Source organism: Actinocrispum wychmicini (assembly GCF_004345645.1).
GTDB classification, from domain to species: Bacteria; Actinomycetota; Actinomycetes; order Mycobacteriales; family Pseudonocardiaceae; genus Kibdelosporangium; species Kibdelosporangium wychmicini.
Genome location: NZ_SLWS01000013.1, coordinates 121,601 through 147,020 on the forward strand (window position 1 = coordinate 121,601; position 25,420 = coordinate 147,020).

Annotated in this window: 26 protein-coding genes and 2 tRNA genes; 14 read left to right on the top strand and 14 right to left on the bottom strand. The window is 67.5% G+C overall.

Translation table 11 applies throughout. The features are described 5' to 3' along the window. Window positions 1–18: 18 nt before the first annotated feature. On the top strand, window positions 19–2,718 hold the full coding sequence (locus EV192_RS43945) for an ABC transporter substrate-binding protein (RefSeq protein WP_132124694.1): 2,700 nt from the start codon (window positions 19–21) through the stop codon (window positions 2,716–2,718). Here EV192_RS43945 and EV192_RS43950 read toward each other — a convergent pair. After that, complete coding sequence (locus EV192_RS43950; RefSeq protein WP_132124695.1) at window positions 2,715–3,107, bottom strand: acyl-CoA thioesterase; 393 nt, start codon at window positions 3,105–3,107, stop codon at window positions 2,715–2,717. The two genes, EV192_RS43945 and EV192_RS43950, sit on opposite strands and share 4 nt — an antisense overlap. Here EV192_RS43950 and EV192_RS43955 point away from each other — a divergent pair. The 3 genes from EV192_RS43955 to EV192_RS43965 all read left to right on the top strand — a co-directional run bounded on the left by EV192_RS43955 (window position 3,096) and on the right by EV192_RS43965 (window position 4,709). After that, a complete protein-coding gene (locus tag EV192_RS43955) occupies window positions 3,096–3,449 on the top strand; it encodes an MmcQ/YjbR family DNA-binding protein (protein WP_132124696.1) in 354 nt (117 codons plus the stop codon). The genes EV192_RS43950 and EV192_RS43955 overlap by 12 nt on opposite strands. Window positions 3,450–3,553: 104 nt before the next feature. Continuing rightward, window positions 3,554–4,210 (top strand): hypothetical protein, encoded by a 657-nt coding sequence (locus EV192_RS43960; protein ID WP_132124697.1) that lies wholly within the window; start codon window positions 3,554–3,556, stop codon window positions 4,208–4,210. A 55-nt stretch (window positions 4,211–4,265) separates the two neighbouring features. Next, a complete protein-coding gene (locus EV192_RS43965; RefSeq protein WP_132124698.1) occupies window positions 4,266–4,709 on the top strand; it encodes a GNAT family N-acetyltransferase in 444 nt (147 codons plus the stop codon). Window positions 4,710–4,746: 37 nt separating this feature from the next. Here EV192_RS43965 and EV192_RS43970 read toward each other — a convergent pair whose 3' ends face one another. Both EV192_RS43970 and EV192_RS55105 read right to left on the bottom strand, forming a co-directional pair. Continuing rightward, the gene (locus EV192_RS43970; RefSeq protein ID WP_207926700.1) at window positions 4,747–5,373 is read right to left on the bottom strand and encodes a S41 family peptidase; all 627 of its coding nucleotides are present in this window, start codon (window positions 5,371–5,373) and stop codon (window positions 4,747–4,749) included. After that, the gene (locus EV192_RS55105) at window positions 5,327–6,106 is read right to left on the bottom strand and encodes a S41 family peptidase (RefSeq protein WP_207926702.1); all 780 of its coding nucleotides are present in this window, start codon (window positions 6,104–6,106) and stop codon (window positions 5,327–5,329) included. Before EV192_RS55105 ends, EV192_RS43970 begins: the two co-directional genes overlap by 47 nt. Window positions 6,107–6,340: 234 nt before the next feature. Here EV192_RS55105 and EV192_RS43980 point away from each other — a divergent pair, with 234 nt between their 5' ends. Next, on the top strand, window positions 6,341–6,886 hold the full coding sequence (locus tag EV192_RS43980; protein ID WP_207926732.1) for a PH domain-containing protein: 546 nt from the start codon (window positions 6,341–6,343) through the stop codon (window positions 6,884–6,886). 488 nt (window positions 6,887–7,374) lie between these two features. Here EV192_RS43980 and EV192_RS43985 read toward each other — a convergent pair. Beyond that, window positions 7,375–7,448, bottom strand: a tRNA-Gly gene (locus tag EV192_RS43985). 69 nt (window positions 7,449–7,517) lie between these two features. Between EV192_RS43985 and EV192_RS43990 the strand changes: the two genes are divergently transcribed. Further along, window positions 7,518–7,594: transfer RNA gene (locus tag EV192_RS43990), tRNA-Pro, on the top strand. On the opposite strand, the gene EV192_RS43995 is transcribed toward EV192_RS43990, so the two are convergent. After that, window positions 7,573–8,685 carry a hypothetical protein gene (locus EV192_RS43995; RefSeq protein WP_207926704.1) on the bottom strand — a complete coding sequence of 371 codons (1,113 nt, stop codon included), beginning with the start codon at window positions 8,683–8,685 and terminating at the stop codon, window positions 7,573–7,575. The genes EV192_RS43990 and EV192_RS43995 overlap by 22 nt on opposite strands. Before the next feature lie 155 nt (window positions 8,686–8,840). Between EV192_RS43995 and tig the strand changes: the two genes are divergently transcribed. The 3 genes from tig (at window position 8,841) to clpX (ending at window position 12,538) form a co-directional block, all read left to right on the top strand. Beyond that, window positions 8,841–10,229 (top strand): trigger factor, encoded by a 1,389-nt coding sequence (gene tig / locus EV192_RS44000; RefSeq protein ID WP_132124701.1) that lies wholly within the window; start codon window positions 8,841–8,843, stop codon window positions 10,227–10,229. Between the two features lie 108 nt (window positions 10,230–10,337). After that, on the top strand, window positions 10,338–10,967 hold the full coding sequence (locus EV192_RS44005; RefSeq protein WP_243727456.1) for an ATP-dependent Clp protease proteolytic subunit: 630 nt from the start codon (window positions 10,338–10,340) through the stop codon (window positions 10,965–10,967). A gap of 281 nt (window positions 10,968–11,248) precedes the next feature. Next, complete coding sequence (gene clpX, locus EV192_RS44010) at window positions 11,249–12,538, top strand: ATP-dependent Clp protease ATP-binding subunit ClpX (protein WP_132124703.1); 1,290 nt, start codon at window positions 11,249–11,251, stop codon at window positions 12,536–12,538. A gap of 46 nt (window positions 12,539–12,584) precedes the next feature. Here the strand turns inward: clpX and EV192_RS44015 are convergent, their stop codons facing one another. Further along, window positions 12,585–13,541, bottom strand: a complete 957-nt coding sequence (locus tag EV192_RS44015) for an alpha/beta hydrolase (protein WP_207926734.1) — start codon at window positions 13,539–13,541, stop codon at window positions 12,585–12,587. Between the two features lie 86 nt (window positions 13,542–13,627). Then, complete coding sequence (fdhD, locus tag EV192_RS44020) at window positions 13,628–14,467, bottom strand: formate dehydrogenase accessory sulfurtransferase FdhD (RefSeq protein WP_132124704.1); 840 nt, start codon at window positions 14,465–14,467, stop codon at window positions 13,628–13,630. Window positions 14,468–14,542: 75 nt separating this feature from the next. Between fdhD and EV192_RS44025 the strand changes: the two genes are divergently transcribed. Further along, window positions 14,543–15,895 carry an OFA family MFS transporter gene (locus tag EV192_RS44025; protein ID WP_132124705.1) on the top strand — a complete coding sequence of 451 codons (1,353 nt, stop codon included), beginning with the start codon at window positions 14,543–14,545 and terminating at the stop codon, window positions 15,893–15,895. Next, on the top strand, window positions 15,892–15,999 hold the full coding sequence (locus tag EV192_RS57555) for an MFS transporter small subunit (protein ID WP_424923432.1): 108 nt from the start codon (window positions 15,892–15,894) through the stop codon (window positions 15,997–15,999). Before EV192_RS44025 ends, EV192_RS57555 begins: the two co-directional genes overlap by 4 nt. Here the strand turns inward: EV192_RS57555 and EV192_RS44030 are convergent. Continuing rightward, window positions 15,989–16,630: a GntR family transcriptional regulator gene (locus tag EV192_RS44030; protein ID WP_207926706.1), complete on the bottom strand. Its 642-nt coding sequence runs from the start codon at window positions 16,628–16,630 to the stop codon at window positions 15,989–15,991. The genes EV192_RS57555 and EV192_RS44030 overlap by 11 nt on opposite strands. Window positions 16,631–16,810: 180 nt before the next feature. Between EV192_RS44030 and EV192_RS44035 the strand changes: the two genes are divergently transcribed. Together EV192_RS44035 and EV192_RS44040 are read left to right on the top strand one after the other, a co-directional pair. Then, on the top strand, window positions 16,811–17,251 hold the full coding sequence (locus EV192_RS44035) for a VOC family protein (protein ID WP_165960924.1): 441 nt from the start codon (window positions 16,811–16,813) through the stop codon (window positions 17,249–17,251). Beyond that, entirely contained in the window at window positions 17,248–17,925 is a 678-nt protein-coding gene (locus EV192_RS44040) for an SDR family NAD(P)-dependent oxidoreductase (RefSeq protein WP_132124707.1), read from the top strand. The genes EV192_RS44035 and EV192_RS44040 overlap by 4 nt, the downstream gene beginning before the upstream one ends. On the opposite strand, the gene EV192_RS44045 is transcribed toward EV192_RS44040, so the two are convergent. From EV192_RS44045 to EV192_RS44060, 4 genes are all read right to left on the bottom strand, one after another. Next, complete coding sequence (locus tag EV192_RS44045) at window positions 17,897–18,619, bottom strand: TetR/AcrR family transcriptional regulator (protein WP_132124708.1); 723 nt, start codon at window positions 18,617–18,619, stop codon at window positions 17,897–17,899. The genes EV192_RS44040 and EV192_RS44045 overlap by 29 nt on opposite strands. Further along, entirely contained in the window at window positions 18,579–18,971 is a 393-nt protein-coding gene (locus EV192_RS44050) for a thiol-disulfide oxidoreductase DCC family protein (protein WP_132124709.1), read from the bottom strand. Before EV192_RS44050 ends, EV192_RS44045 begins: the two co-directional genes overlap by 41 nt. Then, a complete protein-coding gene (locus EV192_RS44055; protein ID WP_132124710.1) occupies window positions 18,968–19,366 on the bottom strand; it encodes a hypothetical protein in 399 nt (132 codons plus the stop codon). The genes EV192_RS44050 and EV192_RS44055 overlap by 4 nt, the downstream gene beginning before the upstream one ends. 136 nt (window positions 19,367–19,502) lie before the next feature. Next, window positions 19,503–20,396, bottom strand: a complete 894-nt coding sequence (locus tag EV192_RS44060) for a hypothetical protein (protein ID WP_132124711.1) — start codon at window positions 20,394–20,396, stop codon at window positions 19,503–19,505. A gap of 197 nt (window positions 20,397–20,593) precedes the next feature. Between EV192_RS44060 and EV192_RS44065 the strand changes: the two genes are divergently transcribed. Continuing rightward, entirely contained in the window at window positions 20,594–23,272 is a 2,679-nt protein-coding gene (locus tag EV192_RS44065; protein ID WP_132124712.1) for a valine--tRNA ligase, read from the top strand. Window positions 23,273–23,293: 21 nt separating this feature from the next. On the opposite strand, the gene EV192_RS44070 is transcribed toward EV192_RS44065, so the two are convergent. Together EV192_RS44070 and EV192_RS44075 are read right to left on the bottom strand one after the other, a co-directional pair. After that, complete coding sequence (locus EV192_RS44070; RefSeq protein ID WP_132124713.1) at window positions 23,294–24,673, bottom strand: sensor histidine kinase; 1,380 nt, start codon at window positions 24,671–24,673, stop codon at window positions 23,294–23,296. Next, entirely contained in the window at window positions 24,670–25,368 is a 699-nt protein-coding gene (locus EV192_RS44075) for a response regulator transcription factor (protein WP_132124714.1), read from the bottom strand. Before EV192_RS44075 ends, EV192_RS44070 begins: the two co-directional genes overlap by 4 nt. Window positions 25,369–25,420 lie beyond the last annotated feature (52 nt).

The following is a 25,420-nucleotide window of genomic DNA, read 5'->3' on the forward strand; positions in this document are numbered from 1 at the left end:
GAGAGAGAAAGGACCTTGGTGAGGGTCAGGACGTTCACCGAACAACTGACAGTGTTCGACGGGGCGGACCAGGTTGTCGAACTGGTCCGTGCGCTGGTCCACCGGCCGCGTTTCGGGGAGGCCCCGGAACGCACGCGTGACCAGGACACATGGCGTCGCCGTGGCCGCAAGGGCATCCCGATGGTGTGCCTGGTGCGGGATGTCCACGAGCGCGAACTGTTGGCGGAGTTGGACAAACGGCTCGAACAGGCACGGCCGAAGCCGGTCCCGCACGCCCGCTACACGTACGGTTCCCGGGTCGCGGACTGGCCGGAGTCCGGCGACCGGGCGTTGAAGCCCGCGCACGCCAGTGACGTCGAGCCGATCCGGGCGGTCCTGTCCGACCTGGCCGTGGATCTGGCGGGCCGGGACGGCGCGCCGCGGTTCCGGCGGTTCCGGCTGGTGCGCTGGCTGACCGAACAGTCCTTGCGGGACGCGATCACCGAGCCGGACGGGGAACTGCTGCGCCGATTACGGGAACGCGACCTCGCCCGGCGGCGGTCGTTCGCCACGGAACGCACGGACGAGCTGACCGACATCGTGCCGTCCTGGGCCAGGTTCGTGTTACGGCTGGTTCCTCCACTGTGGTTTCGCGCGAAGATCTCCGGCCTGGGTGCCGAGTACCGGTGGTTGCTGCGGCAGCCGTACCTGGCGCCGAGAGACCCGGGCACGTTCGCCGGGTTCGCCGAACGGCTGACCACGGACAAGCGGGCCAAGGAGGATCCCGAACAGCTGCTTCGCCTGCTGGTCAACGCTTTCCTCGCGGATCTCCGGCACGCGTACCGCCGCCGGCCGTGGCGGCCCGGTGCGGCGCGGCGCACCAGCTACGTGGTGATCCTGCTGGACGGGGTGTCCCGGGCCAACGGCGGCTACCGGCTGTTGAAGCTGATCAACGACGTCCGCAACGACACCGGCGCCTTCGACCCGGTGCTGTTCGTCAGCGGCAGCGAGAAGGTCCCGCCGTTCGCGGTGAAGTCGGACGAGCACGGCACCCCGGCGGTGCCGACGGCCCGGAACGCCTTGCAGGCGTACCGGAAGTGGTCCGAACGGTTCAGCACGGCCAGCCGCGCGCGTACGCCGACCGCTTGGTACCTGCCGATCCGCGTACCGCAGGGCCCCAACGCGGAAAGTGACCGTTTCGACGAGGCCCGGGAACGGCTGCTCGACACTCCGGCGATCACGTCCGACCCGGCGCCGTTGTGGTCCCGGCGTTGGGTTCTGGCGCTGGTCACGCTCGCGCTCGTCGGCGCCGTGGTCGGCGTGGAGGAGCAGCAGCGGCAGGCGCACTGCGGTGTGTTCTTCCTGGCCGCCGAAGCGTCCACTCTGGTCACCGCGGGCGACGAGTGCGTGGGCGTGAGCGAACGCGGATTCGCGTTCCAGCCGTCCGACCGGGCGTTCAGTGACGTGCAGGCCAAGGTGGGCGAGCTGAACCAACGGGCCACGGACGCGCATCGCGCGAACCCGAAGCGGCCGCTGGTGTCGCTCGTGTTCGTCGCCGCGCAGAGTTCGCCCAACCAGTCGCTCGCGTCCGAACGGGAGAGTCTCGCCGGGATCGCGGTCGCGCAGGACCGGCAGATCGAGGCGAGCGGCGACAACAACCCGCTGCTGCGGGTCCTGGTCGCCAACGTCGGGTTCCAGATGCGGCACGGACCCGAGGTCGCCGAGTTGCTCGGCCGGATGGTGGCCCGGGACAGCTCGATCATCGGCGCGATCGGCTTCGACCAGAGCCGGCAGCCCGCGCTCGAGACGATCGACGCGCTGTCCCGGATCGGCCTGCCGATGGTGGCCGCGACCCTGTCCGCGGACCACATCCCGGACCGGACCTCGCTGTACTTCCAAGTGTCCCCGCGTAACCAGCGGGAGGCGGCGATCGCCGCCCGGTACACCGACGAGGAGCTGAAACCCGCCGAACGCAAGGTCCTGGTCCTGTCCCCGGACGACCCCGGCGACACGTACAGCAACAACCTGCGTGACGACCTGCGCGCCAGCTTCGGCACCGTCGGCTTCGTCGTGGAGACCCGTGACTACGCGCTGAGCCCAGGAGCGGGGGAGGTGGCGCGCCAGGTCGGCGCGGACGTCTGCGGCTACCGCGGGGTGGTGTTCTTCACCGGCCGCTCCGAGGACTTCGACCTGTTGCTGGACGGCGTGAACGCACGGTGTCGTGGCGTGTCACCGATGATCCTGGCCGGCGACGACATCTCCCGGTACGTCGCCGACCGCGGCCTGCGGGCCCGGTACGCGGGCGTTCCCTTCGACTACCTGACGTTCGCCACCGGCGGCGCCGGCTGCGACACCGGAGGGGATCTGTACGCCCGGATGAAGGTGTTGGTCCCCAACGAATGCGGCGGCGAACGAGACGTCGCCCTCGACGAGTACGCGCCGTTGGCCTACGACGCGACCCTGACGTACATCAAGGCGGTGGAACAGGTCCGGGAGAGCCCCGGCCAGGTCCCGTTGGACAAGGCTTCGGTGTGGCACGAGCTGAGCAGCACCCAGACCCTGGTCGGCGAGAGCGGCACCATCGACTTCGGCGGCAAGGTGGACCAACGCTGGCCGTTGAACAAGTACGTGGCCGTCGTCCGGGTCAACGGCCCAGGCCAGACCCACCCGACCGTGATGGCCACCTGCGGCCTGCACCAGGGCGACCCACCGAGCGCCGCCTGGTGTCCACATGACTAACCACTGGTCAGCCCATTCCGGACATAGTCCGGAATGGGCTTCTTGGCCAGGGTCGCGGGGTCGACGAACACGTGCCGCATCTCACCCTCGGTGATCACGGTGTCGCCGACCCGGAACACCGGGTGGACGATCAGGCTGGTGGTGCCGAGGTGGTGGACGTCCATCGCGATGTCGATCTCGTCGTCGAACCGTCCCGGCCTGAGGAACCGCAACCTGCTCTCCGCCACCACCAGGTCATCGCCCTTGTCGATCATCTCCTGGTACAGGCACACCCGCGCCCGCCACAACTCGGTGAGGGCGACGTCGTAGTAGGCGAGATAGTTGGCGTTGAAGACCACCCCTTGCTGGTCGCACTCGCTGTATCGGACCCTGAGCCGGTGAACGAACATGATTCATTGTCCCGCCTGCGGGCCCTCTGCCTGGCTCTCCCCGAAGCCGAGGAGAAAGTGAGCCACGGCGAACCCACGTGGTTCGTGCGCAAGGTCTTCGTGATGTACGCCAACCAGCACCACGACGACCGCGTCGGCTTCTGGTGCGCGGCGCCCCCAGGCGCCCAGGAAGCGATGGTCGCCGCGGACCCCGCGAAGTACTTCCGCCCGCCGTACGTGGGCCACCGCGGCTGGCTGGGCGTGTACCTGGACGTGCCGGTCGACTGGGAGGAGATCGCGGAGATCGTCACCGACGCCTACCGCGCGATCGCCCCCAAGCGCCTGATCGCCCTCCTGGACTGAGCCGCTGTTGGGACGTTTGGGTGGTTCCATGTCCGTGGTGGTGCCTTGGCGGCTCCTGTCTGGACGACGTCGAGAATTCACGACTCGTCCGAGGAGTGCGGCACGTGCCATTCAACCCGAACCAAGCCAGAGGTGCAGACGGCAAGTGGATCAAGACAGGAGGAGCACTGGGCGCCGCATTGGTCGCCGGCGTCCTTGCGGCAGCGGGCGGCGGTGATGTGGTCACGTCGGTGGGTGCAGGGCTGGACGCGGCGGCCGGTCGCAGCACGGGCAGCACGAACAGGGCGACCAGCCGGCAAGCCGCGAAGACCGGGGACGAGGCCAAGGCATGGGAACGTTTGGCGCTCAAGGAACTCAAGAAGGATGTGCGGCACCGACTTCGGTGCGCTGTCCAGTCGCGCGGCCAGGTGCGGCAGTTCTTCGTCAAGCACCCGTGTGACAAGCTCGACCAGTTCCTGTTCGCGGTGAGTGACGCGAAAGGTGACGTTGTCGTCGGCTCGGTCATGTGGGTGAAGATGCCGTCGTCCGCTGCGGCAACCCAGCTCAAGCAGTTGGAGGACACGCCCGGAACCGGCGACGTGACCCCGTTCGGAACCGAGGTGCTGCAACTCGGCGGATTCCAGTTCACCGGCGAGCACTATCGGTCCCGCCTGGACGGATCCCTCGTCGTCATCGCGGAAACCGAACCTGTACGTGGGCATCCCTCCGACAGTCTGCTCAACGATGTCGCCACGGTCGCTGTGGTGCTGCCGCCGAAGTGAGGACTCGGGCAAATCCAGTGGCTGCGGGGCCGTGCCCGTGCCGATACTGCTGTATATGGCTGTGATCCGCCGGGCTGTGCCGCGCGACGCCGATGACGTGGTCGGACTCGTTCGCGAGTTCTACGAGCTCGACGGCCATCACTTCGACGCGCGCCGGGTGCTCAAGGGCCTTGCTCCGCTGCTGGTCGGCGACGAGCATGGCCAGGTCTGGCTCGTGGTCGACGGTGGTCTGGTGGGGTACGCGGTCGTCACCTGGGGCTGGAGTCTGGAATCAGGCGGGCGTGACGCCCTGCTCGACGAGATCTATCTGCGGGTCCGTGGCGCGGGCATCGGGCTCGCGTTGCTGACGCACGCACGGATGGCCGCGGCGCTGGCCGGCGCCAGCCGGATGTTCCTCGAGACTGAGTCCCACAACGATCGAGTGCGTGCCTTCTATGCCCGAAGTGGATTCACCGCGGACGATTCGATCTGGATGAGCCGCGATATCGGGCCGCTGTGAAGCGGTTGGGCCGGGCGCCCGACCCAACCGCCCGCGTTCACCGCACGCTGGCGAGGTAGGCGACCGCGGCGTCGAACGACGTGTCCAGGTTGTTGTCCAGTTCGTAGTCGCTGAACACCCCTGGTGTCACCTTGTGCGGAGGGATTCCGGCGCCGTCGAAGGTCGTTCCGGCCCTGGTGCGGAACTCCTCGTTGGGCAGCCCGAACACCCAGCCGTTCGGCAGCGCCCGGTTGAGGACGTCCGAGAACACCCCCTGCGTGTTCTCGCCGATCCGGTACGGGGTCGGCGTGCGGGACATCATCGCCTGGGTGAACGTCTCACCGGCGCTCTTGGTCAGCGGACTGGTGAGCAACGCGATCGGACCGGTATAGGCCGTACGGCCATTGGGCTCAACCCACTGCGGCTGCGGCCTGGTGAACCGGGTCGGATCGGTCGCGTCGTTGCGTGCCTGCACAGCGTAGGCACGGTAACTCGAACCGCTCAGCCGCGCGGCCAACTGCAGGCCGAGAGCATCCGAGCCACCCTTGTTGTCGCGTACGTCAACGATGAGTCCACGCAGCTTGCACACCGGGTTCTGGGTGAAGATCTCGTCCAACGCGCTGTTCAGTACGTCCGAGTCAGCCTGGAAGTAACTCGGGTCGACATAGCCAGAGAACCCGGTCACCCGAAGATATCCAAGCCCACCAGGAAGACTCGCGTACCCGATCTGCTTGTTCGCCCATAGCTGCAAAGGCCTGCCGACATCGCGGCGCTCGATCAGGTCCTTGATCCGACCCTTGACTGTCGGGTCGTACGGCCGAGTGCCCGACCGGACCGCCGATCGTCCCCTTGCTGTCGGTCAACTGGGTGTGCGCGTCGCGTAGCACGCCAAGGATCTCACGCAACTTGGTGGAAAGTTCGTCCGCAGTGTGTATCTGAGGACGATAGGTCGCCCGAATCCCTTGCCAGTCAACACCCTTGGCCGCGAAGAACGGATAGTTCTCAGCGAACGTCTGCCAGAAGACATCGAACGACGTGACCGGATCGGTCGGCATCGGAGCAGTGCACCGCCCCGGCAGCGCGGACAGCCGCGTGAGGTTGACACCCGCGGCCTTTCCCGCCACCTGCAGCACCGCGTGCCCACGGCCCTGCGGCTCGAACGTGAGAAGCGGATGCCCATTGTCAGTGAACGCCACCGAACCGTCCGGCCCACTGGCCCCACGTTCCGCACTGAGCAAACCGGACAGACAACTTATCGACGTGGTCTCATAGGTCCTGAGTGACGTGCGGTCGATGGCCAGGATCAAGCCGTAACCATCGGTCCGCCAGAACCCTTCCACCCCTTGGGATGCCGCCGCCGAGGCGGTCAGGGGAGTGACGATGGTGAGTGCGATCGCGGCCACCATCGCGGTGCTCATGATCTTCATGACGCAGAGGCTAGGAAGCGGCCATCTAACCGAACATCCGTCCCTGGGCCCATCGGAACTTCAGGGGTTCCCCCGAGGCCGTACAAACTAGTTCGGTTCGTACCGGCCGTCCATCGGAGCCGAAGACCCAGGAAGCTCCGACCTGCCGTGCCTGGCCGTGCTGGTGAATCGGTAACGACGGCTGGACCTGGGCGATATCCGACACTGAAGCTTAAGGAGCGTGAGATGGCGGATGCTTTACGGCCTGACGTTCAGGCGGCCAAAGACAGGATGCAGGCCAAGCTTGGCGCCGGCCGCGAGATCAAGCGGCTTGTCGACTACCTGTGGGAAGGCGAACAAGTCGAACTGATGGCGAGCGGCACCTACGGTCCAGGCGTTGGGCTTGTCGTCTTGACGGATCGGCGCCTGTTGTTCCTGAAGGACGGCGTGATGCGTCAGGTCACCGAAGACTTCCCGCTGGACAAAGTGTCTTCGGTCCAGTGGTCGGCGGGGCTCGCGCTTGGTTCGTTCACCATCTTCGCGTCGGGCAACAAGGCCGAGATCAAAAGCATAAACAAGAAGGACGGCAAGCAGATCGCGGATGCGGCTCGCGAGCGCCTCGCGAATCGAGCGCACCCGAATCCGTCGACCCCTCCTGCTGTCACCGCGGTGCATGGTTCGACTGGCGATGTCTACGAGCAGCTTCGAAAGCTTGGCGAGCTGCACGAAGCCGGCGTTCTTACTGCCGACGAGTTCAACACGAAGAAGCAAGAACTACTGAATCGGCTGTGACCTGAACCGCCGCGCTCCGCTCGCGGGCGGAGCAAAGCAGCCGACTGAGAACCGCCGCACGAGGGCTCCACCAGCGGCGTGCTGCGGAGCAGTTGATCGGATTGAGCCCGCTTGACCGGCTTGGCAGCGCGACAGAAACGGCCGGTCCACAGCGCCTGACCTCAACGGTCGCTGGTCGTGGTCGCCCCCCGACCAGCGGTAAGTAGCACGCCAGTAGCACGCGATCATGCTAGCCGGATGCTGCGCAGTCGATGACGCGTTCGGTCGCCGGTGGTTGATCACCCGGATCGTGCCCGTCGAGGAGCACACACCGATACGTGACCATGGATGAGGATGTCGTCGACGTCGCCATGATCGAGCTGGACTGGATGCAGCGGCACTGGCCGCAGGCGATGCGACATGGCACGCGGGGGGCACGGCGGCGTCAGAGGGGCCGAAGAAGCGTCGCAAAGGGACGGTCCGCGAGAGCTCTACCAGCGGGGATGTGGTGGAGCGGGTGACGGGAATCGAACCCGCATGACCAGCTTGGAAGGCTGGGGCTCTGCCATTGAGCTACACCCGCGTGCGCCGGCCGTGGGGGCCGGTGCGGATTAAGAGTAGCGGGTCGCGATAAGCTTCGTGGGCAGGACCCCGGGATGTAGCGCAGCTTGGTAGCGCATCCGCTTTGGGAGCGGAGGGTCGCAGGTTCAAATCCTGTCATCCCGACCAGGCGACCGGAGCAGGCGTGCGGTCGCGCGTTCGACTCTGGCGCGGCCGAAGCGCCTGATCAGGGCCAGGTAGAACACCACTGGTCCCACTGACGACCAGTTGTCGACGCGGTCGGGGCGGAGCAGGTAGGTGATCACCGGTTCGACCTCGAAGGCGACGAACTCCAGGTGTTGGTGCTCCCATTTGTCCGGGACGCCTCGGGTTCGGCGGGCTTGGAGGTCTGCCGCGGTCAGGTCGTGCAGTTCGGCGGTGAAGAGCGCGCCCCACTGTTGGCGGTGGGTGTCGATCGTGAAGGCGAGCATCTCCAGGTGGTATTCGGACTGGTCCACCGCCAGTTCTTCGGCGATTCCCCGGCGCATCACGTCGTAGAGGTCCGATGCTGTCCGGCCGCGGGAGTCCAGTTCACGGGACAGCGCCTCGTTCGCGGAGGAGCTCCAGGTGCCTGGTTGGGAGCCGACCTGGTCGCTGCGCCGCTGGACGGCCAACAGGTTGTCCGCGGTGACCAGTGCGACGTTTGTGCCGAAGCTGCAGCACATGAAGTCCGGTGCCGTGGCGGGGCCGGAGCTCAGGTAGCGGGCGCGGGGTGTGGTTCCGTCCGCGAACTCGCGGTCCAGCTGCTGGGTCGCCATGAACGTGTAGTAGTCCGCGTGCTTGAGGCGCAGGCAGGCCTCCGGTGCCTCGTTCACCGTTGTGCGGCTGACCACCAGGCCGGTGACCGCGTAGTTCGGCCCGTTCCAGAAGAACTGTTCACCGCGGTCCCGCCTGGCCTGCTGTTCCCGAGCCACTTCCGCGCGCCAGGCCGCCATCTCGTCGGGCAGTTCCACGTCGACCGGGTCGATCACGATCCGGATCGACTGCTCGTTGATCACCTGCTCGCCGTCGCCCTCGACCACCAGCATGGGAGTGCGTAACGGGCCGAGTTGGAACTCGTCCGTCCGCTCCGGCAGTCTGCCGCGGGACCGGACCCGCCTCGTCCACGAGCCGAGTCGCTTCGTCTGGTCCTTGAGGTAGTCCTCCAGGAACACCGCGAGCAACAGACCGAGCAGGGCGCCGACGACCAGGCCGGTCGCACCGGAACTCAGCGTGTCCACGGCCCCCACTTCCGTGACTGGGCATCAGCTGGTCGGGTCACATTACGGCACCGTGACCCCGGGCGGTGGCCGGTGGGGCGACCTCACATAGACTTTCCTGGTAACCCTGGCCGTCGGTTCGCCGGGTGTTCCCACTTGTCATGAGGAGTCCTACGTTGAAGAGCACCGTCGAGCACCTGAGCCCGACACGGGTCCGGATCAACGTCGAGGTGCCGTTCGACGAGCTCAAGCCGAACTTCGACCGCGCATACCGCAAGCTGGCCAAGCAGGTGCGCATCCCTGGTTTCCGGCCGGGTAAGGCGCCCGCGCGGGTGCTGGAGAGCCGGCTCGGTCGCGGTGTCGTGCTGGACGAGGTCGTCAACGAAGCCATCCCGGCCAAGTACATGGAGGCGGTCAGCTCCGACGAGCTGAAGACCCTGGGCCGTCCGGACATCGAGGTCACCAAGATCGAGGACGGTGACCACCTGGCGTTCACCGTCGAGGTCGACATCCGGCCCGAGATCACGGTGCCGGCGTTCGGCGAGCTGAGCGTCTCCGTCGACGACGTCGAGATCACCGACGACGAGGTCGACAAGCAGCTCGACGACCTGCGGGCCCGGTTCGGCACGTTGAGCGGCGCCGACCGGCCGGCCGAGGACGGCGACTTCGTGTCCATCGACCTGTCCGGCACGGTGGACGGCGAGGAGGTGCCGGACGCCGCGACCACCGGACTGTCCTACCAGGTCGGGTCCGGTGAGCTGATCGACGGCATCGACGAGGCCATTGTCGGCACGGCCGCCGGGGAGACCAAGACGTTCACGTCCTCCCTGGTCGCCGGCGACTTCGCCGGCCGGGACGCGGAGATCTCGGTGACCGTCCAGTCGGTCAAGGTCCGGGAGCTGCCCGAGGCCGACGACGACTTCGCGCAGCTGGCCAGCGAGTTCGACACCATCGACGAGCTGCGCGACAACCTCCGCGAGCGGGTCGGCATGAGCAAGCGGATGCAGCAGGGTGTGCAGGCCCGGGACAAGGTCCTGGACGCGTTGCTGGAGACCACCGAGGTCCCGCTGCCGGAGACCGTGGTCAACGCCGAGGTGGAGATGCGCGCCCACGACGCGGTGCACGCCTTCGACCACGACGACGCCAAGTTCAACGAGTTCCTCGAGGCGCAGGGCAAGACCCGCGAGGAGTTCGACGCCGACATGCGGACCGAGGCCGAGAAGGCAGTGAAGACCCAGCTGGTGCTGGACTCGGTCGCTGACGCCGAAGGGGTCAACGTCTCCGACCAGGAGCTGACCGAACGGATCATCTACCAGGCGCAGCGGTTCGGTATCAGCCCGGACGAGTACGTCAACCGGGCCCAGCAGTCCGGCCAGCTCGGCGCCATCTTCGCGGACGTGCGCCGCGGCAAGGCGCTGGCGGCCATCGTGCGCCAGGCCACGGTCACCGATGCCAGCGGCAACACGATCGACTTCGACGCCCTGTTCGGCCCGGCCGAGCCCGCCGAACCGGCCGTGCCGGTCGAGGAGACCGCGGCCGAGCCGGAGACGGCCGAGGCGCGGTAGTGACGCTCTGAGCGAACGTGGGCGGTGTCGGGACGTCGACGCCGCCCGCCTTCGTTAATGTCGGTTGGTAGCGGACGAACTTTTCTTGGCAGAAGGCAGGCAGTAGCTGTGAGTGACATTCAGCTCCCCCAGGCCCGATACGTGCTGCCCTCCTTCGTGGAGCGCACGAGCTACGGGGTCAAAGAGTCCAACCCTTACAACAAGCTCTTCGAAGAGCGGATCATCTTCCTCGGCGTGCAGATCGACGACGCGTCCGCCAACGACGTGATGGCGCAGCTGCTGTACCTCGAGTCGGTGGACCCGGACCGGGACATCGAGATGTACATCAACTCGCCCGGCGGTTCGTTCACGTCGCTGATGGCGATCTACGACACCATGCAGTACGTGCGTCCGGACGTGCGCACCACGTGCCTCGGCCAGGCCGCTTCGGCCGCCGCCGTGCTGCTCGCCGCGGGCACCCCCGGCAAGCGCATGGCCCTGCCGAACGCGCGCGTGCTGATCCACCAGCCGTCGATCGAGGGCATCTACGGCCAGGTGTCCGACCTGGAGATCCAGGCGAACGAGATCCAGCGGCTGCGCCGCCAGATGGAGATCACCCTGGCGCACCACACCCGCAAGGCGCCCGAGGACATCCGCAAGGACATCGAGCGCGACAAGATCCTCACCGCCGAGGACGCGAAGACCTACGGCATCATCGACGAGGTGCTGCCGTACCGGAAGCTTTCGGCCGTCAGCTGAGGCGAACGGTCCCGGCGTTGCCGATGTCCCGTTTCGCGCGACACGCGCGGCCGGTAGGGCCTACGGTGAGTCAGCGGAGGTAATCGGTGGGATTCGGCAACGTACGGGTCAGGTTCTCCCGCTTTGCGGTTCCGGGCACGTACAGTCGAGAGGTGCGCGGGTCATGACCCGCCGCCTGGACACCCCGACCGGTGTTGAAGTCGAGACACCCGAGCGGGCGAGAAGCTCGAACACAGCCAGGCGTACCGCTGGTACGCCGGAGGGGACAGAGGTCAGCGGTCATGGCACGTATCGGTGACGGCGGAGACCTGCTCAAGTGCTCCTTCTGCGGGAAGAGCCAGAAGCAGGTGAAGAAGCTCATCGCCGGCCCCGGCGTGTACATCTGCGACGAGTGCATCGACCTGTGCAACGAGATCATCGAGGAGGAGCTGGCCGAGGCGGGCGACGTCAAGCTCGACGAACTGCCCAAGCCGGCCGAGATCCACGACTTCCTCGACCAGTACGTGATCGGGCAGGACGACGCGAAACGCAGCCTCGCCGTAGCGGTGTACAACCACTACAAGCGGATCCAGTCGGGCGACCGGGTGCGCGAAGGACGGGACTCCCGCGAGGAGACCGTCGAGCTGGCCAAGTCCAACATCCTGATGCTGGGGCCCACCGGCTGTGGCAAGACCTACCTGGCGCAGACCCTGGCCAAGCTGCTCAACGTGCCGTTCGCGATCGCGGACGCCACGGCGCTGACCGAGGCGGGCTACGTCGGTGAAGACGTCGAGAACATCCTGCTGAAGCTGATCCAGGCCGCGGACTACGACGTGAAGCGAGCCGAGACCGGCATCATCTACATCGACGAGGTGGACAAGATCGCTCGCAAGAGCGAGAACCCGTCGATCACCCGTGACGTGTCCGGGGAGGGCGTGCAGCAGGCCCTGTTGAAGATCCTGGAGGGCACCACGGCGAGTGTGCCCCCGCAGGGCGGCCGCAAGCACCCGCACCAGGAGTTCATCCAGATCGACACGACGAACGTGCTGTTCATCGTGGCCGGCGCGTTCGCCGGGCTGGAGAAGATCATCCAGGACCGGGTCGGCAAGCGCGGCCTCGGCTTCGGCGCCGAGATCCGCACCGCCGCGGAGATCGACAAGAGCGACGTGTTCGCCGACACCATGCCCGAGGACCTGATCAAGTTCGGCCTGATCCCGGAGTTCATCGGCCGGTTGCCGATCGTGGCCAGCGTGACCAACCTGGACAAAGAGTCCCTGGTGACGATCCTGACCGCGCCGCGCAACGCCCTGGTGAAGCAGTACCAGAAGCTGTTCGAGATGGACGGCGTGGAGCTGGAGTTCACCGAGACGGCCCTGGAGGCCATCGCGGACCAGGCGATCCTGCGCGGCACCGGTGCCCGTGGCCTGCGCGCGATCATGGAGGAGGTCCTGCAGCCGGTGATGTACGACATCCCGAGCCGTACGGACGTCGCCAAGGTTGTGATCACCGAGCAGACGGTCCGGGAGAACGTGAACCCGACCATCGTCGCCCGTCAGCCCACTCGCCGCGAGCGCCGCGAGAAGTCGGCCTGAGCTTCGACGACTTGGAGAACGGCCCCCAGGTTGGGGGCCGTTTTTCTCATCCCTGGGCGGTGGCCGGGGTGTGCTTGCCGAGGAAACCGAGGACGCTGGGAACGATCCCGCGGTAGAAGGCGTCGCTGTGGGTCCCGGGGCCGGTGTACCGCACCTCGGGGTTGGCCAGCTTGATGAACTTGCGGGTGCCTTCGATGAAGTGGTCCTCGGTGCCGCACCAGATGCCCACCGGGACCTTGCCGAGCTTGTCCACGTTGCGCAGCGGGTCGAGGGCCGCCCAGTCGGCGGTGTCCCGGAACGCCTTCCGGGTGCTCATCTCCCGCCAGGACGTGAGCAGGCCGGGGGAGATGGCCGCGATCGCCTGAGCCGGGCGGCCGGCTTCGTGCCGTCGCCGGCCGTAGAGCAACGCGCCGAAGCCGCCCATGGAGATGCCGGCGCACGCGAACGGCACGCCGTTGGCGTCGCCGAGGCCGCGGGCTTTCAGCCAGGCGGGGACTTCCTCCAGGAGCATGCCCATGGGGTTGTCGCCGCGCTGGTTCTCGTGCCAGTAGTTGTCGCCGCCGTCCACCGCCACGAACGCGAACGGGGGGATCGTGCCGTTGGCCGCTTCGGTCGCCAGTCGCTGCGCCAGGCCAGTGGGGGCTGCGTTGCTGGCGTGCCCGTGCAGGCCGTGCAGCAGCAGGCAGACAGGCAGGTTCTTGGCCGGGGTGTCGCTGGGCAGGATCGTCACCAGGTCGACTTCCTTGTGCCGCTGGTGCGAGTAGACCCGCTCCTGTCGTTTGATCCCGTCCGGGCCCACCGCGGGCCGGCTGGACATGCCCAGCACGTCACCTACCATGTCGGCGAGCGGGATCACCCCGGTCGCCGACCCGAGTACCAGGCTGGCCGTGGCCAGACCGGCCGTGCCGGCGACGAGCACCGAACGCCGGCTCATCCGCCGTCGCTCCTCCTGCTCGGTCCCGTCTTCGTCCACCCCGGTCCTTCCCCCGATGGCCACACACATGGTCTTTACCAGTAAGACGTCTGCGCGTGTGCCCACGTTGCATCCTGTTGCCACCATCGGGCCACAGGGGCCGGACGTTTCGCCCGCTACGGTGACGTTGAGTACTCAACCAGGCGTTCGAGGCCGCTGTACACGTTCATCTCCTCGCCGCGGAGGAACCCGACCAGGGTCATCCCGCTCTCGACGGCCAGTTCGACGGCGAGTGACGACGGCGCCGAGACCGCGGCCAGCACCGGCACACCGGCCATCGTGGCCTTCTGAACGAGCTCAAAGGACGCCCTTCCGGACACCAGCAGCACGGTCCCTGTCAACGGCACAAGGCCCTGCAGCAACGCCCACCCCATCACCTTGTCGACCGCGTTGTGCCGGCCGATGTCCTCGCGGACCACGAGCGTGGTGCCGTCCGCGCGGAACAGTCCGGCCGCGTGCAACCCGCCGGTCGACTCGAACACGCGCTGCGCCTCGCGCAATGCGTCCGGCAGGGTGGTCAGCACGGTTGGGGAGATCCGCACCGGGTCCTGCGCGGGGGAGAACCGGGACTTGAGCTTCACGGCGTCCAACGCGGCCTTGCCGCACACCCCGCACGACGACGTCGTGTAGAAATTGCGCTCCACGCCGGTGTCGGGCGGCGGGACACCCTCGGCCAAGGCGATGTCGAGCACGTTATATGTGTTTTTGCCAGAGTCGTCGACGCTGTCGCAGTACCGGGCCGTCGCGATGTCCTCCCGGTCGCCGACCACGCCTTCGGTCAGCAGAAAACCGTGCGCCAGTTCGACGTCGTGGCCGGGCGTCCGCATGGTCACTGCCAGGGCTTTTCCGTCCACCCGAAGCTCAAGCGGCTCCTCGGCCGCGAGACTGTCCGGGCGGCGGCGTTGGCCGTTCGGAGTCAGCCTCACCACCGGCCGGCGTACGGTCACCCGTCCCATGTGGAACTCCTTCTTGCTGCACCCGCTTCATGCCATTAGTTTGCCTACTCAACAACCAGCGTACGGAGGTCAACGATGGCCCTCGGTTTCCTGGACCGCTCCCGCACGATCGCGCCGGCCGGCTGGAGCCGCTGGCTGATCCCACCCGCCGCACTCTCCATCCATCTGTCGATCGGGCAGGCGTACAGCTGGAGCGTGTTCAAGACGCCGCTGGAGAAGTATCTCGCACTCAACGGCACCCAGAGCGCGTTGCCGTTCCAGCTGGGCATCGTGATGCTCGGGCTGTCCGCCGCCCTGTTCGGCACCAGGGTGGAACGCAACGGCCCGCGCTGGGCGATGTTCGTGTCGCTGTGCTGTTTCGTCAGCGGGTTCCTGATCTCCGCGCTCGGCGTGGCCACCCAGCAGTATTGGCTGGTCGTACTCGGGTACGGCGGCGTCGGCGGGATCGGCCTGGGCATGGGCTACATCTCGCCGGTGTCCACGCTCATCAAATGGTTCCCGGACCGGCCCGGGATGGCCACCGGCATCGCCATCATGGGCTTCGGCGGCGGCGCGCTGATCGCATCGCCCTGGTCCAACGCCATGCTCACCGGCTTCGGCGGCGACCGCGGTGCGATCGCGCTGGCCTTCCTGGTGCACGGCCTGGTGTACGCCGTGTTCATGGCCATGGGCGTGCTGCTGATCCGGGTGCCGGCGGACGACTGGCTGCCAACCGGGTGGAACCCGGTCCAGGACGCCAAACAGCACACGTTGATCACCACGGCCAACGTGTCCGCGCGCAACGCGATCAAGACACCACAGTTCTGGTTCTTGTGGATAGTGCTGTGCTTCAACGTGTCCGCCGGCATCGGGATCCTGGAGAAGGCGTCGCCGATGATCCAGGACTTCTTCAGGGCCACGCCGATCCCGGTCAGCGCTGCGGCCGCGACCGGATTCCTGGCGCTGCTGTCGCTGGCGAACATGCTCGGCCGGATCGGCTGGTCGTCCACATCGGACCTGGTCGGCCGCAAGAACATCTACCGGCTGTACCTGGGGGTCGGCGCGGTGCTGTACCTGGTCATCGCGTTGTCCACCAACTCGTCGAAGCTGCTGTTCATCATCTGCGCGATGCTCATCCTTTCCTTCTACGGCGCCGGTTTCGCCACCATCCCGGCGTACCTGAAGGACCTGTTCGGCACGTACCAGGTCGGCGCCATCCACGGCCGGCTGCTCACCGCGTGGTCGGTCGCCGGCGTGCTCGGCCCGCTGATCGTCAACGCGATCGCCGACTCGCAGAAGTCCGCCGGCAAGAGCGGACCGGCGCTGTACACGACGTCCATGTACATCATGATCGGCCTGCTGGTGCTCGGGTTCGTGGCCAACGAACTGATCCGGCCGGTCAACGCAAGGTTCCATGAGCCGGTCGCGCAGGAGGTGACTTCCTCATGAACCGCACCGCACTGATGGTCCTCGTCTGGCTGTGGGTGGCCGTACCGTTCGCCTACGGCGTGTACGAGCTGATCCAGAACGTCAAAAAGATGTTCACGGGCTGAGCGCGGCCACCAGGACGGCACGTGCCTCGTGCACGTGCTCCTCGGCGTACCGCGAGGCGGCCTCGGGGTCGCCACGCCGGAGCATGGCGACGATCTCGCGGTGCTCGTCGACCACGATCGCCCGGTAGTGCTCGCCGTTCAGCCGGACGCGGGTGAGCTGGAACAGGTACACCTGGGACCGCAACGCCCGCCACGCGCTGATCAGGCGGGCGTTGCCGGTCGCCTGGTAGATCGTGTCGTGGAACCGCATGTCCAGGGCCAGCAGGCGGTCGTCGTCGGTCAGGTCGAGCATGACGGCCACGATCTCGTCGAGCTCGTCGAGTGAGACGCGGCCGATGGCTGTGCTCGTGGCGAGCCCTTCCAGAGCGGCCCGGACGGCGTAGACCTCTTCGACGTCATGGACGGTTACGTCGATCACTTTGGTGCCGCGGTGCCACTCGCTGCGCACCAGGCCCTCGGCTTCCAGGACGGCCAGTCCCTCCCGCACGGAACCACGGCTGATGTCCAGCTCGGCGGCCAGTTCGATCTCGCGGAGCTGGCTGCCGGGCGGGACCACGCCGCCGAAGATCGCGTCCCGGATCCGCTCGGCCGCCTCGTCCGCCATGCCCCGCCGGGCCGCCCGCTCAAACATGTCCGAATGTTGACATTCGGACAATCCGCGGGTCAAGGTGGAGGCATGACCCGACCCGAATCAGGTGACGCCGTGACCAAACCTGCGTCCGGTGACGCCGTGACTCGACCTGTGTCCGGTGACGTCGCGGCTCGACCTGTATCTGGTGACGTCGCGGCCCGACCTGCACCTGGTGACGCCGTGAGCCGACCTGGATTTCACCTGGCCATCCCCGTCGACGACCTTGCCGCGGCGCGCGCTTTCTATGGCGGCGTGCTCGGGCTGACGGAGGGCAGGTCCGCCGACGCGTGGGTCGACTGGAACTTCCACGGCCACCAGGTCGTGACGCATGTCGTCCCCGGACACAGGGCGACCGCCCCCGGGGACGGGCACGACGCTGGGCACAACCCGGTGGATGGGCACTCCGTGCCGGTGCCGCACTTCGGCCTGATCATGGCCGTTCCGGCGTTCCACGCGTTGGCCGACCGGCTGCGGGCCGCGGGCACCGAGTTCGTGATCGAGCCGTACCAGCGGTTCGCGGGCGAGCCGGGGGAGCAGTGGACCATGTTCTTCCGTGACCCGGCCGGGAACGCCTTGGAGTTCAAGGCGTTCCGGGACGAGACGCAGGTGTTCGCGAAATGAGCCGGGGTGTGCTGGTCACCGGTGGGACGCGCGGGATCGGTCTGGCGATCGCGGACGCGTTCCGCGCGTTGGGGGACGAAGTCGTCGCGTTGTCGTCCGCCGACGGCGACCTGGGTGACGCCGACGTGGTCGAGGGGTTGGTGGCGTCGGCAGTCGACACGCTGGGGACGATCGACGTCCTGGTCAACAACGCCGCGGTGATCCTGTCCAGTCCAGTGGCCACGTCGTCCTATTCGGACTGGCGGGACACCTGGCAACGGACGTTGGCGGTGAACGTGTTCGGCGCGGCCAACGTGAGCTACTGCGTCGCCCGGCACATGATCGAAAAAGGCGCCGGGCGGATCGTCAACGTGGGTTCGCGCGGCGCCTTCCGCGGCGAGCCCAACCACCCCGCGTACGGCGCCAGCAAGGCCGCCCTGCACTCCCTCGGCCAGTCGTTGGCGGTCTCGCTCGCGCCGCACGGAATCGCGGTGACGTCAGTCGCCCCCGGCTTCGTCGAGACCGAACGGGTCGGCCCGATGCTGACCGACGACGTCCGGCAGCAGAGCCCGTTCGGCCGGGTCGCCACGCCACAGGAGATCGCGGCCGCCGTGGTCTACCTCGCGTCCGGGCCGGCCGAGTGGGCGTCCGGCGCGGTGCTCGACCTCAACGGCGCGTCCTACCTACGGACGTGAACCAACCGAGGTCTTTCAGCAGTTGGACACCCTCCTTGGTGACCGACCGCAGCACCGGCAGCCTGGACAGGCGCACCAGCCGGTCGATCATCGGCACCGTGCGGTCCACGAGAATCCGGCTGCGGGCGCTGTCCGGCGCCCGGTCGTGCACCCAGAACAGCACGATTCCCATGTGGTAGAGCCACAACAGGCCGGGCAGCTCCGGCCGCAGGGTCGCGTCGGGCTTCGCGTCCGACCCGGCCAGCACCCGTTCCTGCATCGCGATGTTCGCGGTGCGGGCGGGCTCTGACTCCGCCGAGAACGGGCTGAGTGGGCTGGTCGGGTCGGCCGCGTTCTTGAAGAACTGCGCGGCGAACTCGTGGTACGGCTCGGCGATGTCCAACCAGATGTGCAGCACCCCGCGCAGCCGGGCCGCGAAGTTCCGCTCACCGGCCAGCAGGTCGGTGCAGGACTCCAGGAACACCGCCTGCATCTGGTCGTAGAACCCTTGGATCAGGTGTTCCTTGGACTCGAAGTAGTAGTAGGCGTTGCCGACCGACACGCCCGCTTCCTTCGCGATCGCCCGCATGGTGGTGCGGTCGTAGCCCTGTTCCCGGAACAGCCGCAGGGCCGTCGCCATGATCAGGCTCCTGGTCTGCTCACTCTTGGCGGAGCTACCCGCCGACTTGACACCGGGCAGGCCAGGTTCCGTCATGATGTTCACCGTAGTCTTTGTCGCGCAGCCGGTTGGCGAGGCTCATCGCGGCCCGGAGGGCCACCTTGTTCCGGCTGGCCGAAGCGCGGACGGCAACCCCTCGAAACGCCGCCAACGCCCACAGGCACACCAGCCAGGCCCGTTCACCCTGATATACCTCGCCTTCGTCGGATACCACCGTCAGGTCGCACAAGGTTCGCGTGTGGTCGAGATCCGGAAACATCCCCAGGGCTTCCGGCGAACCCGCCGACACGAACCGCAACGGCACCAACTGTGTCCGGTGGGACAGCCAGTCACGAGCACGCCGGCAGAAGTTGCAGCCGCCGTCGTACAGAACCGTCAGGCTCTTCATGTGACTGTCGTCCGCGCCTGCGGCTCGACGGGCGGAAGGTCCTGCCGTTCCCACAGGCTGCGCCGCCGTAGCCGAGCGAGCACAACGACGTTGCTGATGTGCAGCACGCCGAGGACGAGCACGACCGTGCCCACTTTGAGCGACAAGGTCTCGAAGACGTCCCGTACCCCCGCCACCGTGTCGTCAGTGCGCAGGAAGTACGCCATGAAGCCGAGATTCACCAGGTAGAACCCGACGATGAGCAGCCGGTTCACGGCCGTCGCCAGCTCCGGGTTGCCGTCGAAGACCTGGATCAGGAACACCCGGCCGTTGCTGCCCAACGTGTGCCCGACCCACACCGTGAGGCCCACGCTGATGGCGATGTAGAGCAGGTACATCATGACCAAGTTGGTCATCACCCCTCCTTTTGAACGTGTTCAATTCGGCAGCGTAGACCCGTTTTTGAACGCGTTCAAGACGCAGGTCGGTGAGGGAGGTCTCAGCCAAGGCGGCGAGAGGGTGCGACGGGTCGAGCGCGAACGACCGGGGCAGCTAGGACGTGCAGGTGCTGGTCGCCGGGAGGGTGCTGCTGGGGTCGAAGTACGTCGTCCGGTCGTGCGGCGGGGTGTCGGTCATCGGGCTGCCGCGGCGTTCGCTGTACGACGGCGCCAGGTAGCCCTCGCGGAGCGCTTGGCAGCCCATCGAGTACGTGAAGCCCTGGGACCTGATCGGCCAGATGCCGAGGCTGCTCGCCGCGTACTTGCCTGTCAGGACTGAGTAGTCGACGTCCCAGCGGTCCACGGCGACGATGTCCATCACGTCGGTGAGCTGCTCTGGGTGGGCGTCGTTGAAGGCATACGCGAACACGTAGTTCGTGTGGATGATCAGTTCACCCGGGTGCGTGCCCTGCTCGGCCCACATGCGGCCGCTTACCTTCGGTACGGCAGGGAGCAGCGTGTAGCCGTCGGCGAGTCGGGTCGCGTACGCGTGCGCCTGGTGTGGGTCGTCGGTGAACACCGGGCGCAGTTTCTTCTGCGAGTCCTTGGCCAGGAGCTTCAGCCACTGTTCCACGTCGTGCTTCTCCAGCACGGCCCGGTCCAGGCGGGAGGTGATCACCGCTTGGCGGACCTTGGCGTACGCGTCGGTGACCTGTTGCTTGGTGAACGGGCCGACGGGCGCGGCGTCGGGCGCTGCGATCCCGGTCTCGCCGTCCGCCCACTTCTCGGCCGGGGTGCCGACGAACGGCCGGGCGAAGTCGATCTGCGGTTTGGCGGGGGCGGCGACCACGTCCACTGTCCGAGGTTCCGCGGTGCTGTGCACGGCGGCGAACGTGACCGCGCCGGCGACCACCGCCACGGCGGCACCGACGGTCACGAGTTTGCCCAGACCGCGGGGACGCGGCTTGGCAGTGGCGGGACCGCCGTTGTCCTGCACTTCTTCGGACATTTCTCCCTCGCGCAGTTCAGAGAGAACCGGTGCCCGGCAGCCCCATGGTGTCTCGTCCACACCGGACGCCGAGAGCCTAGCCTGGACACGGTCCGTAAAACCAGTGGTCACGCGTAGTGGCGTGGGTGCGCTGAGTCACAACCCGTGGTCCTCGGCCTGCGGCCGTTCCGCATGCAAATGGGCCATCACCCGTTCGTATGACTGGTAATGCGGATGAAGCCGATCGGCCGAGGTTCGTAAACTCTACGACCGTGACGGATACAGCCATTCCCCAGCCCACCATCGATCTTCCGGCCGCGTGGCAGCCGGAGAAGGTAGAGGGGCGGCTGTACCGGCGTTGGGTGGACGCCGGGTACTTCACCGCGGACGTCGAGTCGGACAAGCCGCCCTTCACGATCGTGCTCCCGCCGCCGAACGTGACCGGCAGCCTGCACATGGGCCACGCGCTCGACCACACGCTGATGGACGCCCTGACCCGTCGTCGCCGCATGCAGGGTTACGAGGCGCTGTGGCTGCCGGGCATGGACCACGCCGGCATCGCCACCCAGAACGTGGTCGAGCGGATGCTCGCGGAGAAGGAAGGCCTGTCCCGCCAGGACCTGGGTCGCGAGGAGTTCGTCTCGCGGGTCTGGGAGTGGAAGGAGGACTACGGCGGCCGGATCCTCGACCAGATGCGCCGGCTCGGCGACAGCGTCGACTGGAGCCGCGAGCGCTTCACGATGGACGAGGGGCTGTCCCGTGCGGTCCAGACCATGTTCAAGAAGCTGCACGACGACGGCCTGATCTACCGCGCCGAGCGGATCATCAACTGGTGCCCGCGCTGCCAGACGGCCCTGTCGGACATTGAAGTCGAGCACTCCGAGGATGACGGCGAACTGGTCTCGATCCGGTACGGCGAGGGTGACAACTCGATCGTCGTGGCGACCACGCGCGCGGAGACCATGCTCGGTGACACGGCTGTGGCTGTCCACCCGGATGACGAGCGCTACAAGCACCTGGTCGGTACCGAGGTGGTGCTGCCGCTGACCGGGCGGCGGATCCCGGTCGTGGCCGACGAGCACGTCGACCCGGAGTTCGGCACCGGCGCGGTGAAGGTGACGCCCGCGCACGACCCGAACGACTTCGAGATCGGCCAGCGGCACGGCCTGCCGTCGCTGACGATCATGAACGAGCGGGCCGTGATCACGGCCAAGGGACCGTTCGAGGGGCTGGACCGGTTCGAGGCCCGGCCCGCGGTCGTGGCGGCGCTGCGCGAACAAGGCCGGATCGTCAAGGAGGTCCGGCCGTACAAGCACAGCGTGGGTCACTGTTCGCGCTGTGACACCGTTGTCGAACCGCGGTTGTCGTTGCAGTGGTGGGTCAAGGTCGAGCCGTTGGCACGGGCCGCCGGTGACGCCGTGCGGGACGGCCGGACCACGGTCCACCCGCCGGAGATGGCCAAGCGCTACTTCGACTGGGTCGACAACATGCACGACTGGACGATCTCCCGGCAGCTGTGGTGGGGTCATCGGATCCCGGTCTGGTACGGCCCGGACGGCGAGGTCGTGTGCTGCGGCCCGGACGACACCCCGCCCGAGGGCTGGACGCAGGACCCGGACGTGCTCGACACGTGGTTCTCGTCCGGCCTGTGGCCGATGTCCACGCTCGGCTGGCCGGCCGAGACCGAGGACCTGAAGCGGTTCTACCCGACCAGCGTCCTGTGCACCGGCTACGACATCCTCTTCTTCTGGGTCGCCCGGATGATGATGTTCGGCCTGTACGTGATGGACGGCGTCCAGCCGTTCGACGACCTGTACCTGCACGGCCTGGTCCGGGACGCGCAGGGCAAGAAGATGTCCAAGTCCCGCGGCAACGTGATCGACCCGGTGGAGTGGCTGGAGCAGTACGGCGCCGACGCGTTGCGCTTCACGCTCGCGCGCGGCGCCAACCCCGGCAGTGACCAGGCGATCTCGGCGGACTGGGTCTCGGGGTCCCGCAACTTCTGCACCAAGCTGTGGAACGCCACCAGGTTCGCGTTGGCCAACGGCGCCACGGTGGACATCCCGGTGCCGCCGCGCGCGGAGCTGACCGACGCGGACCGGTGGATCCTGGACCGGCTGGACACCCTGGTGTCCGAAGTGGACGGCCTGTTCGACGGCTTCCAGTTCGCCAAACTGTGCGACAGCCTGTACCACTTCACGTGGGACGAGTTCTGCGACTGGTACCTGGAGCTGGCCAAGGTCCAGATCGCGGCCGGCCGGGTGGACGGCACCCGCGCGGTGCTCGGCCACGTGCTGGACGTGTTGCTGCGGCTGATGCACCCGGTGATCCCGTTCGTCACCGAGGAGCTGTGGACCGCGTTGACCGGCCGTGAGTCCGTGGTCATCGCCTCGTGGCCGGCCGCGACCGGCGCCGCGCCTGACCTGGACGCGGCGCGGCGGATCGAGGGTGTGCAGAAGCTGGCGACCGAGATCCGCCGGTTCCGCAACGACCAGGGCCTCAAGCCCGGCCAGAAGGTCAGCGCCCGACTGTCCGGTGTGGACGACGCGGGCCTGGCCGGCCAACTGCCCGCGGTGACCACGTTGACCCGGCTGACCGAGCCGGGCGACGAGTTCACGCCGAGCGCGTCCCTGGAGGTCGCGCTGCCCGGCGCCGCGGTCGTGGTCGAGCTGGACCTGTCCGGCGCGATCGACGTCGAGGCGGAACGCAAGCGGCTGGCCAAGGACCTCGCCGCGGCCCAGAAGGAACTGGGCCAGTGCGAGGCCAAGCTCACCAACCCGAAGTTCACCGAGAAGGCCCCGGCCGACGTGGTCGAGAAGATCCAGGCCCGCCGCGAGGTGGCCAAGGCCGACATCGAGCGGATCACCGCCCGGTTGGCCGGCCTGCCGCAAGGCTGACCCGGTGCCCCCGATGTGCTGTCACATCGGGGGCACCGTCAGGGTGAACGTGGTGCGGCCGGGGTGGCTGGCCACGGTCACGGTGCCGCCGTGGGCGGTGACGATCGAGTGCACGATCGACAGGCCCAGGCCGGTTCCGCCGATGTTGCGGCTGCGCGAGTCGTCGATCCGGTAGAACCGGTCGAAGATCCGGCTCAGGTGTTCGGCCGGAATGCCCGGTCCGGTGTCGGTGACGGTGGCGACCGCGGCCGGTGACACGCTGAACTCGACCGACGTGCCTGCCGGGGTGTGCCGGGCGATGTTGGCCAACAGGTTGTCGAAGACCTGGCGCAGCCGCATCGGGTCGCCGTGCACGGGCACGTTGCTCGGGGCGTCGAAGTCCAGCGGATAGTCCGGGTGGGCGGCGACGAACGCGTCGGCGGCGGCGGACGCGACCTCCACGAGGTTGATGTCCTCCAGGCGCAGCGGGGAGTCCGCGTCGAGCCGGGCCAGCAGCAGCAGGTCGTCGACGAGCACACTCATGCGCTCGGTCTCCGCGCGGATCTTCGTCAGGTGCGCTTCGCGTTCCTGGGGTTCGTTCGCCGCCGCGTACTGGAAAAGGTCGGCGTATCCCCGGATCGACGTCAACGGGGTGCGCAGCTCGTGGGACGCGTCCGCGATGAAGCGCCGCAGGCGTTGCTCGGCGGCCGTACGGGCGGCCAGCGACTGGTCGATGTGGTCGAGCATGACGTTGAACGACGTACGCAACTCCTCGACCTCAGGGCCGCCGCCGGCACCGGCGGCACGGACCGAGAGGTGCCCGGAGTCCGTCAGGTCATGGGATGTGATGTCGTGCGCGGTCGCGGCCATGTCGCTCAACGGGCGCAGTCCCTTGCGCAACACGAATCTGCCGGCCACCACCAGCACGATCAACGCCACTGCGAACGTGCTCGCCAGCAGGATCACCAGTGTGCTGACCGTGTTGTCGATCTCGGCGAACGAGGCCGCGGTCACCAGTACCTGTCCGGTTCCGTACGGACAGGCTCGTACCCGGAATGTGCCCTCGTTGCGCAAGGAAACGTTGTCGAAGTACGCGTTGCGGCCGACTGCCTTCTCCGCGGCCCGTGCGAAGTCGTCCGGGTCCGGGAGGTCCTGGCTGCTCTGCTGGAGCATCGCCTTTCCGCCGTAGACCGTGAAGGTCGCCGAGTACCAGCCCGGCGACTGCGGCAGTGGCTGCTGGTACTTCGACTTGGCCGCCCACATCTGCTGGCTCTTGGTGATGTTCGCGTCGAACTGGCTTTCGAGGAAGTGCCTTGTGCGGTCCACGAGCACGATCCCGACGATCGCGAACACGACCAACGACAGCACGCCGATCGCCAACGCGAGCCGGGTGCCGAGCGAGGTCCGGCGCCAGCGGTTCACCCCGCCACCTGTCGCACGACGTAGCCGACGCCGCGGACGGTGTGGATCAACGGCCGGTGGCCGTCGTCGATCTTCTTGCGCAGATGGGACACGACCAGTTCGACCACATTGGACCGGCCGCCGAAGTCGTACTCCCACACGTGGTCGAGGATCTGCGCCTTGGTGAGCACCGCCGGGGACCGGCGCATCAGATAGCGCAACAGCTCGAACTCGGTCGGGGTCAGCCCGATCAGCTCCTCGCCGCGGCGGACCTCACGCGTGTCCTCGTCCATCGTCAGGTCGCCCACCTCCAGCACGGAACGCTTCCACGACGGCCCGGTCGACCGGCGCAGCACCGCCCGCAGCCGGGCCATCAGCTCCTCCACCGAGAACGGCTTCACCAGGTAGTCGTCGCCGCCCCTGGTCAGGCCGGCGATCCGGTCGGCCGTCCCGTCCTTGGCGGTCAGGAACACCACGGGCACCATCGCGCCGGACGCGCGCAGCCCGTCGAGCACCGAGAACCCGTCGATGTCCGGCAGCATCAGGTCGAGCACCACGATGTCCGGGTTGAAACTCTCGGCCTCGTGCAGCGCCTCCGCACCGGTCCCGGCCGTGACCGCGTGCCAGCCCTCGTACCGGGCGACCGTCGCGACCAGATCGGCGATGTGCGGCTCGTCGTCCACCACGAGCAGCCGCACCGGGCTCTTCTTGTTCACATCACAATGGTGCGGTACGCGCCGGCCGACAGCGAGACGACAGCAGGCCCGA